Below are 12,037 nucleotides of genomic sequence, written 5' to 3'. Positions count from 1 at the left end.
ACACCTCGAAGCAGCCCTTCCGGACGAGTTCCGGAGGGGCTGTTTCGCGTTCACGGCCTGCGAGCCTCGATCAGGAACCGTGCAGAGGTGCACGCGAACTCCCCGTGCTCCCGAATGTGCTCGTGCATGGCCAGGAGCCGATCCCGATACCCCTCGACGGTGAACCCCGGCACGGTCCACAGCACCTTCCGCAGAAAGTGCACCACCGCGCCGACGTCGAAGAAGGCCACCCGCAGCTCCGCCGGTTCCAGCCGAAGCACTTCCAGTCCGGCAGCCTCGGCGTCAGCGCGCGACCGTTCAGCACTGCGAGCCTCGCTCACCGGCTGCGGCCCCATCATGAAGTCCGTGAGCCCCGAGTTCGTGCCCGCGCCGATCTGCTGCGAGAAGTAGGTCCCGCCGGGCCGCAGCACCCGCGCGATCTCCCGCCACGGCGTCACCACCGGATGCCGGCTGATCACGAGATCGAACGACGCGGAGCGGAACGGCAGCGGACCGTTGTCGGGCGCCTGCACGACGAGGGGCAGGTTCCGAGACGCCACCGACGCGTTCGGCGGCCACGACTCGGTGGCGGCCATCAGAGGCGGCAACACCGGAGCCGACGCCGTCACCTCTCCCCCGCCCGTCTGCAGGTCCAGTGCCGACGAGACGGCCGCCAGCCGCGACGCGATCAACCCGGCGTAGCCCCACGGCGGGCGTTCCTCGGTGGCCCGGCCCTCGAACCACGAGAAGTCCCAGCCCTCCAGCGGCACGGCCGCGCCCTCGGCCACCAGCTCCTCGAAAGTCCCCATGGGCCGACATGCCATCACAGCGGCGCCGAACCGGCCACCGAGAAAACGGCGGCACCTGCCCCGGGCGCAGAGACGCCGCGTCCTTGATCGTCTCGCGCACGGCGGGGGCAGGTGCCGCAGGGGGTTACAACGACCGAACGGCCGTGCGGTTACGCCCATAAGACGCAACACACACGACCGTTCGGCCTATCTCAGCGCAGGCGGTATGCCCGCAGCACCGTCTGGTCGACGGTGTTGCCGTCCGCGTCGGCGGCCACCACGCGCAACGACACGAACCCGCCCGCCGCTCCACCGGGCGGCACCAGCGACTTCACCGGAACCCAGGTGACCCCGTCGTCGAACGACGCGTACGCCTGCAGCGAGCGCAACGAGGCGTTGCCCGCCCCCGCCTGAGGTGACGCGGTGAACTTCGCCGGCATCGGCACACCGGCCTTCCAGCTGTTGCGCAGGTCGACCGGCACCGAGTAGTCGACCTCCAGCAACGGCAACCGGCCGTCGGCGGCACCCGAGAACTCCCACGTCGTCTTCACGCTCGTCGACAACGCCAGCGTCTCGCGGGAGGCGTCCAGCAGGAGCTTGTACCGGCCGTCGCGGGCGGGGGCGTGGAAGGAGCCCTGCCGGACGTCGGACCAGCCCTGCGCGACACCGTTGTGCTGCAGTTCGAGCGTGCCCCAGCCGCCGCGGTGCCAGTTCTCCACCCAGGTCGAGCCGCCGAACGGCGAGATCCGGGCGTTGATCAGGTCACCGGACCGCTCGACGCCGCCGCCGTCCGCCCACGTCACGAGCGGCGAACCGCCGAGCCGGGGTGAGGTGACCGCGCGGAGGTTGGTCCGCTCGTACTTCCTGCCCGCCTGGTAGGTCACCGGCGCGAGGTCGGCCCACGAGGTCGTGCTCGGGTCGTCGTCGCTGCCGAACATGCGACCGTCGAAACCCTCCTGGTACCAGGTGCCCGGGCTGAAGTACTCGGTGCGCTGCATGGGAGCGGAGATCCGTTCGTCCAGCACGTCGCCCAGGGCGCCGTTGACGACCGGGGAGTTCCGTTGCGAGACCGAGCCGTCGGCGCCGGACGTGTGGTAGCGCGCCTTGACCTCGGCGAGGTCCGAGTGCCGGATCTTCCTGGTGCCGAACGGCAACGCGCCCTTGTCCCGCAGGAACATCGTGTACGAGACCGGCGAACCCGCGATGGCCCGCAACGTCAGCTTCGCCGGCGTGGTGGTCACGTGGTGTTCCGCCACCGTGATCACCGGAATCGCCGACTGGGGCTCCAGGCCGAACGGCACCGGTCCCGCCCACAGCACGGCGACCGCTCCGGCGTCCTTCATCTCCTGGGCGACCGCGTAGGGGTCCTCGCCCGCCTGACGGACCAGGGCGAGCTTGCCGCGCACGTCCCCACCGCGTTCTGCCACGTCCAGCTTGTGCTCGCCCGGCGGCAGGTACTTGCTGCTTTCGTAGTACCGCACGGGGAACCCGCCGGGAACCGAGACCAGCGGCTGTCCGCCCTTGAGCCCGGAGTCGTAGGTCAGTTCCGGCAGCGGCGCCCCGAAGGACAGGCCGTACAACGGAACCCGGCCGTCGACGATGCTGGCGACACCGCTGATCTTGCCGGGCTTGAACGGCACCGCCAGCGTGGCGTCGCGGTACCAGACGACCGAGTCGCGTTCGGGCAGTTCGACGCTGATCGGCTTGCCCTGCCTGGCGTCCAGCGCGACGGACACGTCCGCGTTCAGCGAGACGCGGCCCGCCACCTCGGTCGCGGAGACCGGGGTGAACCAGGCGTAGTTCGGCGTCAGCTCGTCGATGCGGCCGATCACCGCGTAGTCCGCGACCGGCAGCCGCGACGTTCCGGTGCCGTCCACGATGGAGAGCACCGACGCTTCCTGCGTGGACATGTTGACCACGACGACGAACTCGCTCGCGACCGGTTTGCCGTCGCGTCCGGTCATCGACACCTTCAGCTCGTGCCGTTCCTCCTGCACGTACGCGCCGACGGCGGTCGTGAGGGAGACACCGTCAGCGGAAGCCTTGAGGTGCCCGAAGAACGTGCCGTTGCCCTTGTGCGGATCCAGCACGACGTCGACCGCCGCGCTGCCCTGGGCGGGCACGGTCACCGACGCCGGGACCGCGAAGTCCGCGCCGAGGTTGTGCTGCAACGCCAGCGTCACCGGTGCGGAGCCCGCGTTCGAGTAGGTGATCGTCTTCGTGAACGTCCTGGTGTGCGGCCATTGCAGCAACCCGAACGACAGGCTGCCCACCGATGCCCGGACCTGCTGCTTCACCGCGCGTTCGACGTCGAGCAGACCGGTGCCGACGCTCGTGGGAGAGTCCGCGACCGGCTTGACCGTCGCCATCAGCGCGGCCTTGAGCTCGGCGGCCTTCCAGGTCGGGTTGCGCTGCGCGAGGACCGCCGCGGCACCGGCCACGTGCGGTGTCGCCATCGACGTGCCTGTCAGCTTCGCGTGCAGGTCGTCGACCGCATGGTCCCACAACGTGTTCTCGGCGCGTGCGGCCACGATGTCCGTGCCCGGCGCCGCGATGTCCGGCTTGACCGCGTGGTCGTTGATCCGCGGGCCGCGCGACGACCACTCCTCCAGCACGCCCTGCTTGGTCATGTTCGCCACGGCCAGTGCCGCGTCGGCCGCCGCCGGTCCGGACACCTGCCGCCGGGTGCCGTAGTTGCCCGCCGCGATCACGAACAGCGCGCCGGTCTCGGCGGTCAGCTCGTTCACCTTGAGGGACAACGGGTCCGTGCCGTCGGACTGGTCGCCGCCCAGCGACATGTTGACGACCTTGGCCTTGACGTCGCGCGCCGCCCACTCCATGCCGGCGATCACCGCGCTGTCGAAGCAGTACTCGGCCTCGCAGACGCGGCCCACCGCGAGCGAGGCGCCCTTCGCGACACCGACGTACTGGCTGCCGCGCCCCGCGACCGTGGCCGCGACGTGCGTGCCGTGCCCGACGTTGTCCTGGATGCCCGCCGGGGTGAAGTCCTTCGACACCGAGACGACGCCCGCGAGTTCCGGGTGCTTCTGGTCGTAGCCCGTGTCGAGGACCGCGACCGTGACGCCGGTGCCGTCGAACCCGGCCTGCCACGCACCGGGCGCGCCGACCATGGGCACGCTCTCAGTGAGCGAGATCTTCGACTTGCCGTCGAGCCACAGCTTGCCGGCACTCAACGCGCTGGTGCGCCGCGCCGTCCACTGCTGTGCCGCGTCCTTCTTCTGCACCGCGCCCGCCGCACGGAAACCATTGCTCAGCAACGGAATCCGGTCGATCTTGTCGTCGGTGTACCCGTAGCCGTGCAACGAGGTGACGTCGAAGAAGCGCTTGTCGACGCGATCCTGCCCCACCGCGTCGACCGCGTCCGCCGGCACCACGTACTGGTGGTCGTTCTGGACGTACTGGGCGAACTGCATGCCGGGCCGCCCCTCGACCCTGACGAGTTCCCCCTGCTCGTTGACGACGACCTTGTCTCCGCTGATCAGCGTGATGGTCGACGTCTTCGCAGCTCTCAACGGTTCCGCCTGCGCCGTCGCCGCCGGACTGAGCAGTCCGGCGGCGAGGGCGGCGATCACCGAACATCGTGCAAGACGCACGTGTCCTCCCCTAGGTGTGAACCTCTCCTCCGGGGAAGACTCCAAACAGCGCGTGAAGGTTGCTTCACGCTCCGCGATAGGTGCCGAAGCTCCAGCGGTTGCCCTCGGGATCGGCCACGGTGAAGCCGCGCGAGCCGTAGTCCTCGTCGCGCAGACCGCGGATCTCGGTGGCCCCGTGCGCCAGCGACTGCGCGTGGAGCTCGTCGGGCCGGTCGGTCACCACGTAGATGGAGCCGGCGCCGACCTTGGTCGCCTCGACCTCGCCGACCGACCGCACGGCGGACCCCAGCATGACGCCGCCGCCCTCTGGCCAGACCATCTCGCAGTGCACGACCTCGCCGTCGGCCTCCCCTGGCACGACGAGGTGTTCCTTGAACCCGAACGCCTCCACGAGGAAGCGGATCGCGGTAGGAGCGTCCTGATAGGACAAACAGGGCCAACAGGTAGGTGCGGGTGTGCTCATGACGGCAACTCTGCGCCCTGACCGTGCTCGCTGCCTTGTACGAATGGAAGCTCGGCCGCGATCCACTCGGTCGGGGTCGCCCCGCACAGCGCGCGCCAGTCCCGGTTGAAGTGCGCCTGGTCGGTGTAACCGCAGGCAGCGGCCACTTCCGTCAGCGTGGGCCGGCGTTCGCCGCGCAGCATCCGGTTCGCCCGCTCGAACCGCATCACGCGGCCCATGACCTTGGGCGTGAGCCCGTACTCGGCCGCGAACCGCGCGCTCAGGTGCTGCCGGCTCCACCCGACCTCGGCGGCGATCTCCGCGACCGGCGCCCCCGCCGCGAGCCGTTGCCACGCCCACGCCACCTCGACCTGCTGCCGCACCGGTTTCACCAGGCCGCCCAGCATCTCGTCCAGGCGCGCGAACCGATCCGTCCACGTCGGCGCGTCCTGCAGCCGTTCGCGCAGCTCGGCGGCCGGAGCGTCGAGGGAGTCGAGCCCGACCGTGACGGCGCTGAGCTCGCCGGCCGGCATGCCGAAGAACGCCCGCATCCCCAACGGCGTGAGGTCGCACTGGACGCCGTGCTGGAACCCGTCGTGGGTGATGATCACGGCCTCGTCGTGCAACCCGCCGCACAGCGCGGCGAACCGGCCCTCGGACAGGTCGACCGTGCCGTCCATCGTGACCACGAGCGTGAGCGAGCGCGACGGCAGGCCGCGGTGAATGCCGGGCTCGGTGCGCATCCGATACCCGGAGTACCGCGTGACGAACGGCCGCAGCCGCGGGTGCGGCAGGCCGACGACGTGCTCGACGTCCACGCTGTCGATGCTAAAACAATTCGCCCAGGACCAGCAGCCCGGCGCCTACCGGCACCAGATCGGGGCCGTAGGACGTGACGCTCACGTCCACGTCCGGCATCGCCCGCAGGTACAGCTCCGGCGACTCCAGCACTCTCCGTCCACTCAGGACGATCTGGTCCAGGTCCAGCAGCTGCACCAGGTTCGCGACCGCCGCGCCGAGCACCCGTGCCGCCTCCACGCCGGACGCGGTCGCGTGCACCGCCTCGACGCACCCGCGCCGTCCGCACACGCACAGCGGCCCGTCGAGCTGGATCGTCGTGTGCCCGAACTCGCCCGCCCCCGAGCGTGCGCCGCGATGAACCTCTCCTCCGAGGAGCAGCCCCACGCCCAGGCCGGTGCCCACGAACACCAGTGCCGCGTCCCGCAACGGTCGTCGCCACGCCTCGGCGAGCACGGCCGCGTTCGTGTCCTTGTCGACGACGACCGGGAGCCCGAGCCGTTCCTCGGCCAGCGCCTTCAACGGGACCGAGGACCAGCCCGGCAGGCCGTTCGGCGACACCACGCCGTCGCGGAAGTCCAGCGGGCCGGCGATGCCGATGCCCAGCCCGAGCACCTTCTCCCCGGCCGTGACCAGCGGCTCCAGGGCGTCCAGCACGTCGTCCGGCGTGAACATCGGGGCCAGCGGCGCGACCTCGGCCGACACCACCTCGCCGGTCAGGTCGAGCCGCACCACCCGCAGCTCGTCGCGGTCGACGTAGGCCCCGTACGCGTAAGCCCCACCCGCGGCGAGCTGCAACGACATCCTGGGCTTGCCGCGGCCCCCGTCGCGCACGGCGCCGGTCTCCTCCAGCAGGCCCGCCTCGATGAGCCTCGCCACGATCTTCGACACCGCCTGCGGGGTCAGTCCGGCCTGTTCGGCGATGGAAGCCCTGCTCAGAGCACCGGAGCGGACCAGTCTGAGCACTGTCCTGTCGTTGTGCGAACGCAGCGAGGTGAGGTCCACGGTCGCAATTATTCAACAGCGTTGCTTTAATCGGAAGCATGACTCGAGTCGGACTTCTGGGCTACGGCATAGCGGGGCGGGTCTTCCACGCCCCGCTGATCTCCTCCACGGACGGCATGGACCTCGTCGCGATCGTCACGGCGAACCCGGAACGACAGGCACAGGCCCGTGCCGCGCACCCGGACGCCAAGATCGTCACCGCCGACGAGCTGTTCGAGCTGGACCTCGACCTCATCGTCGTCGCCACGCCGAACAAGACGCACGTCGAGTACGCGAAGCGCGCCATCGGCAAGGGTGTCGCGGTCGTCGTCGACAAGCCGTTCGCGCCGTCGTCGGCCGAGGCCGCGGAGCTCGTGGCCGCCGCGCAGGCCGCACAGGTGCCGCTCACGGTCTTCCAGAACCGCCGCTGGGACAGCGACTTCCTCACCGTCCGCAAGATCATCGGCGAACTGGGTGAGGTTCGGCGGTTCGAGTCCCGCTACGACCGCTGGGTGCCGGAGATCTGGGACAACTGGCGTGAGTTCGGCGCGCCGGAAGAGGCCGGCGGCCTGCTCTACGACCTCGGCGCGCATCTCGTCGACCAGGCGCTGCAGCTGTTCGGACCGGTCAAGATCGTTTACGCCGAACTCGACCGGCGCCGCCCCGGCGCGCAGGTGGACGACGACGTGTTCGTGGCGCTGACGCACGAGAACGGCGTCCGCTCCCACCTCTGGGCCAACGCGCACGCGGCGAGCCTCGGGCCGCGCTTCCGGCTGCTCGGCAGCGAGGGCGCGTTCGAGATCAGCGGCTTGGACGAGCAGGAGGACGCGCTCGACGCGGGCCGCCGCCCGTCCGACCCCGGCTGGGGCGAGGAGTCCCGCACCGGACGGCTCGGCATCCTCGACGACACGACCGAGGTAGCTGTCGAACCCGGCGCCTACCAGAACTTCTACGCCGAACTGCGGGCCGGACGCGTCCCCGTCGACCCCGCGAGCGCCGTGGACGCTCTGCGGGTCATCGAGGCCGCGTTCACGTCCGCGCGCGAGAACCGGGTGGTGGAGCTGTGAACCCCACGAGCGAGGAACTCCTGGCCCAGGAACGCGAGCTCCAGTTCACGCGCTTCGGCAACGACGTCGCGATCGAACTCGGCCTGCACCTGCTCGCCGCAGCCAAGGAGCAGGGCCTGCCGATCGCGATCTCGGTGCAGCGCAACGGGCACCGGCTCTTCCACGTCGCACTGCCCGGCACCGCGCCGGACAACGACAGGTGGCTGGAGCGCAAGGCGCGTGTCGTCGACCTGTTCGGCCACAGTTCGTTCTACGTTGGCACGACGTTCCGCGAGAAGGGCTCGACGTTCGAGACCGAGTCGGGTCTCGACACGGCGCTGTACGCGGCGCACGGCGGCGTCTTCCCGGTGATCTTGCGCGGCACGGGTCCAGTCGGCACCGTCGGCGTCTCCGGACTGCCCCAGGCACAGGACCACGCGTTCGTCGTCACCGAGCTGGAATCATTCCTGAACGGCCGCGAAGCGTAATAGCACGAATAGCCGTTGGTACAAAATCCGGTTAACGCTTGCCAGTATCACCGAGAGCCGTGACGTCGTATTGATACACACCACTTCGAGTGGATTCCGTTCCACTCGAAGTGGTTGTGCATAGCATCCGCACAAGGGCCGCCCGCACGCTCGAAAGAGTGATCCTACTGGGCCAAACGAGTGTCCTATTCCATATTCGAACGAATAGCACTCGGTCACCCGCCTGCGGATACAAGAGCGGTTGCGTACGACAGCAGTTGTACGCTCCGTAGCATCATCAGGCGTAAACCACCCACCCGAATGACGCCTTTTTGGCCTCTTCACAGTGCTCATCAGCGCGAACTAACGTCCGTTCCGGCTTATCGGATTGGTCCATTAGCGCATTGAGATGGGTGGGTGCAGGTTGTGACTGTGACGGATTCTGACCTCAATGAGGGCCGTCAGCAGCTGAGTTTGGGCACGGCCGCCGCACGTAATCTGGCCACGACCACCAAGTCCGTCCCGCAGATGCAGGGAATCACTTCCCGCTGGCTGCTCAAGGTGCTCCCCTGGGTGCAGGCGGCCGGTGGTGCCTATCGCGTCAACCGGAGGCTCACCTACACGCTGGGCGATGGCCGCGTCTCGTTCACGAACATCGGCGCGGAGATCCGCGTGGTGCCGATGGAGCTCACCGAACTCGCGCTGCTCAAGGGCTTCGACGACGAAGAGGTCCTCGCGGCGCTCGCCGGCCGCTTCACGCAGCAGGAGTTCGGCATCGGCGACGTCATCGTCGAGAAGGGCCGCCCGCAAGACACCGTCGTGCTGATCGCGCACGGCAAGGTCGACAAGATCGGCACCGGCGAGTACGGCGGCGACACCGTGCTCGGCAACCTGGCCGACGGCCAGTACTTCGGCGAGACCGTGCTGGCAGGGCCGCAGGGCGAGTGGGAGTACACCGCCAAGGCCGTCACGCCGGTCACCGTGCTCACGCTGTCGTGGGAGGACTTTCAGGCGCTCAACGGGGAAGCGGGCGGCCTGCGCGCACACATCCAGCAGACGTTCAACAGCCGCAACAAGCCCCAGGACGAGCACGGCGAGGCCGAGATCGGCATGTCGTCCGGTCACGACGGCGAGCCCGTCCTGCCCGGCACGTTCGTCGACTACGAGCAGTCGCCGCGCGAGTACGAGCTGAGCGTCGCCCAGACCGTGCTGCAGGTCCACAGCCGCGTCGCGGACCTCTACAACAACCCGATGGACCAGGTCGAGCAGCAGTTGCGGCTCACGATCGAGGCCCTGCGCGAACGCCAGGAACACGAGATCGTCAACAACAGGTCGTTCGGCCTGCTGCACAACGCGGACCTCAAGCAGCGCATCCACACCCGGTCCGGCCCGCCCACCCCGGACGACTTCGACGAGCTGCTGTCGATCGTGTGGAAGGACCCCGGGTACTTCCTCGCGCACCCGCGCACGATCGCGGCGTTCGGCCGTGAGCTCAACAAGCGCGGCCTCTACCCGCAGCACATCGACTTCAACGGCCAGCAGGTGCCCGCCTGGCGCGGTGTCCCCGTGCTGCCGTGCAACAAGATCCCGGTCTCCGACACCCGCACGTCGTCGGTGATGCTGATCCGCACCGGCGAGCAGAACCAGGGCGTCATCGGCCTGCACCAGACCGGCATCCCGGACGAGTACCAGCCGGGCCTGTCGGTGCGGTTCATGGGCATCAACGACCAGGCGATCATCAACTACCTGGTCAGCGCCTACTACTCGGCCGCCATCATGGTGCCGGACGCGATCGGCGTGCTCGAGCACGTCGAGCTCGGCCGCGAGGGATAGGTCTTGGCCTCCTTCACCATGCCGGAGTTCTACGTGCCGCACCCGGCGCGGATGAACCCCCACCTCGAACGCGCCCGCACCCACTCGACGCAGTGGGCGCGGGACATGGGGATGCTCGACACCGGGGTGTGGACCGACGAGATCCTCGCGGGCGACGACTACGGGCACATGTGCGCGTGGACCCATCCGGACGCGCCCGCGGAGATCCTCGACCTCATCACGGACTGGTACGTCTGGGTCTTCTACTTCGACGACGAGTTCTTCGCCGAGTTCAAGCAGACCAAGGACGTGGCGGGCGCGAAGGCGTATCTCGACCGGCTGCCGGCGTTCATGCCCCTCAACGGCACGGACCCGTGGCCGGAGCCGGAGAACCCGACCGAACGAGGCCTCGTCGACCTGTGGCAGCGGACCATTCCGCTGATGTCGCAGGACTGGCGGCGCCGGTTCACCACGAGCACCCACAACCTGCTGCTCGAGTGCATGTGGGAGATCAAGAACATCGAGAGCGGCACGGTCGCCAACCCGATCGAGTACATCGAGATGCGCCGCAAGGTCGGCGGCGCGCCGTGGTCGGCGAACCTGGTGGAGGTCTCCGAAGCAGCCGAGGTGCCCGCGTCCATCGCGGGCACCCGGCCGCTGCGGGTCCTGTCCGACACGTTCTCCGACGCGATCCACCTGCGCAACGACATCTTCTCGTACGAGCGGGAAGTGTTGCGGGAGGGCGAGAACTCCAACGGTGTGCTCGTGTTCGAGAAGTTCTTCGGCCACGACACGCAGACCGCGGTCGAGGCCGTGAACACGCTGCTGACCTCGCGGCTGCACCAGTTCGAGAACACCGTCTTCACCGAACTGCCCGTGCTGTTCTCCGAGAACGGCGTCGACGCGCTGGAGCAGGCCCGCGTGCTCAAGTACGTGAAGGGCCTGCAGGACTGGCAGTCCGGCGGCCACGAGTGGCACCTGCACGCGGGCCGCTACACGAAAGTCGAGGGAGGCGCCGGTAACTCCGCGTTCTTCCGCACGATCCTGCGCGGGCCGACCGGCCTGGGCACGTCCGCGGCGTGGCTGGGGGTGGCTCGTGGTTGAGGTTCCCTCGTTCGACATGCCTTTCGCCGCAAGGCTTTCACCGCACGTCGACCGCGTCCGCCAGCACACGAAGACGTGGGTTCGGGACATGGGCATGCTCAGCGGCGCGCCGTGGACCGAGGCGTTCTACGACGCCGCGGACTACGGCGGCTTCGGCCCGCTGACCCACCCGACGGCGTCCCTGGACGACCTCAAGCACATCAACGACTGGCACACGTGGGGCTTCTACGTCACCGACGCGTTCCAGGCCGGCTTCCTCCGGCCTCGCAACGTCGCGGGCGGCAGGGCGTTCGTGGCCGCGCTGAAGTCGGTGCTGAGCGGCTCGCTCCCCTCGTCGAACCCGGCCGAGAGGGGTCTGGCCGACCTGGTCTCGCGGTCCACTCTGGACAACGAGGACCAGGAGCACCTGGTCGAGTTCTTCGACGCGTTGCTGTGGGAGCTGCACAACACCGCGCAGGGCAGGGTGCCCGACCCGATCGACCTCGTGGAGATGCGGCGCCGGTCGATCGCCACGGAGCTGTCCGCGAAGCTCGCGCGCAAGTCCGTCGGCGCGGAACTGCCGGCGGAGTTGTTGCGCAACAGCACGATGCGGGCCCTGGTGGACTCGTTCGGCGACGTTCCCGCTCTGCGTCAGGAGATCGTCGGCTTCGACCTCCTCTACGCCACCGGGGGCAGCTCGACCAGCGCCGTCCTCGCCGTGCAGCAGTTCTTCGACTGCGACCTTCCGCAGGCCGTCTCGGTCGTCGGCGACCTGATCGCGGCCCGGTTGCGGCAGATCGGCTCGATCATCGGTGAGCTGCCGTCCATCGCCGACGAGTACGGCCTCGACGCGGAGGCCAAGGCCGGACTGCACCGGTACGTCGAGGCACTGAAGTCGTGGCTGGCCGGTGAGCTCCTCTGGACGCAGAGATCCGGCCGATTCAGCTTCTCCCCGGTCCCCAACCGGAAGTCGTTCCACCAGCCGTCCGGTCTCGGCACGGCAGCAGTTCTCGTTCGCTAGTTC

10 protein-coding genes and 1 pseudogene are annotated in these 12,037 nt (G+C 69.0%); 6 read left to right on the top strand and 5 right to left on the bottom strand.

Features of this window, described 5'->3' with window-relative positions; genetic code table 11:
- Positions 1-50: 50 nt before the first annotated feature.
- The 5 genes from OG205_RS00950 to OG205_RS00930 form a co-directional block, all read right to left on the bottom strand.
- A complete protein-coding gene (locus OG205_RS00950; protein ID WP_330274293.1) occupies positions 51-788 on the bottom strand; it encodes a methyltransferase domain-containing protein in 738 nt (245 codons plus the stop codon).
- Between the two features lie 191 nt (positions 789-979).
- Positions 980-4,381 (bottom strand): S8 family peptidase, encoded by a 3,402-nt coding sequence (locus OG205_RS00945; RefSeq protein WP_330274292.1) that lies wholly within the window; start codon positions 4,379-4,381, stop codon positions 980-982.
- 64 nt (positions 4,382-4,445) lie between these two features.
- Entirely contained in the window at positions 4,446-4,844 is a 399-nt protein-coding gene (locus OG205_RS00940) for a VOC family protein (RefSeq protein WP_330274291.1), read from the bottom strand.
- Entirely contained in the window at positions 4,841-5,641 is an 801-nt protein-coding gene (locus tag OG205_RS00935) for a helix-turn-helix domain-containing protein (protein ID WP_330274290.1), read from the bottom strand. The genes OG205_RS00940 and OG205_RS00935 overlap by 4 nt, the downstream gene beginning before the upstream one ends.
- A 10-nt stretch (positions 5,642-5,651) precedes the next feature.
- The gene (locus OG205_RS00930) at positions 5,652-6,626 is read right to left on the bottom strand and encodes an ROK family transcriptional regulator (protein ID WP_330274289.1); all 975 of its coding nucleotides are present in this window, start codon (positions 6,624-6,626) and stop codon (positions 5,652-5,654) included.
- 38 nt (positions 6,627-6,664) lie between these two features.
- On the opposite strand from OG205_RS00930, the gene OG205_RS00925 reads away from it, so the two are divergent.
- From OG205_RS00925 to OG205_RS00905, 6 genes and pseudogenes are all read left to right on the top strand, one after another.
- The gene (locus OG205_RS00925; protein ID WP_330274288.1) at positions 6,665-7,672 is read left to right on the top strand and encodes a Gfo/Idh/MocA family oxidoreductase; all 1,008 of its coding nucleotides are present in this window, start codon (positions 6,665-6,667) and stop codon (positions 7,670-7,672) included.
- Entirely contained in the window at positions 7,669-8,139 is a 471-nt protein-coding gene (locus tag OG205_RS00920) for a heme-degrading domain-containing protein (RefSeq protein WP_330274287.1), read from the top strand. The genes OG205_RS00925 and OG205_RS00920 overlap by 4 nt, the downstream gene beginning before the upstream one ends.
- A gap of 25 nt (positions 8,140-8,164) precedes the next feature.
- Positions 8,165-8,263 carry a hypothetical protein gene (locus OG205_RS46710; RefSeq protein ID WP_442916798.1) on the top strand — a complete coding sequence of 33 codons (99 nt, stop codon included), beginning with the start codon at positions 8,165-8,167 and terminating at the stop codon, positions 8,261-8,263.
- A gap of 281 nt (positions 8,264-8,544) precedes the next feature.
- Entirely contained in the window at positions 8,545-9,951 is a 1,407-nt protein-coding gene (locus OG205_RS00915; protein ID WP_330274286.1) for a family 2B encapsulin nanocompartment shell protein, read from the top strand.
- 3 nt (positions 9,952-9,954) lie between these two features.
- Positions 9,955-11,004 (top strand): annotated as a pseudogene (locus tag OG205_RS00910) (terpene synthase family protein); the annotation flags it as partial.
- A 46-nt stretch (positions 11,005-11,050) separates the two neighbouring features.
- A complete protein-coding gene (locus tag OG205_RS00905; RefSeq protein WP_330274284.1) occupies positions 11,051-12,034 on the top strand; it encodes a terpene synthase family protein in 984 nt (327 codons plus the stop codon).
- Positions 12,035-12,037 lie beyond the last annotated feature (3 nt).

Source organism: Lentzea sp. NBC_00516, assembly GCF_036346835.1.
GTDB classification, from domain to species: Bacteria; Actinomycetota; Actinomycetes; order Mycobacteriales; family Pseudonocardiaceae; genus Lentzea; species Lentzea sokolovensis.
The sequence above is the reverse complement of the archived record's forward strand: the minus strand, read 5'-3'. Positions and strand labels throughout refer to the sequence as shown.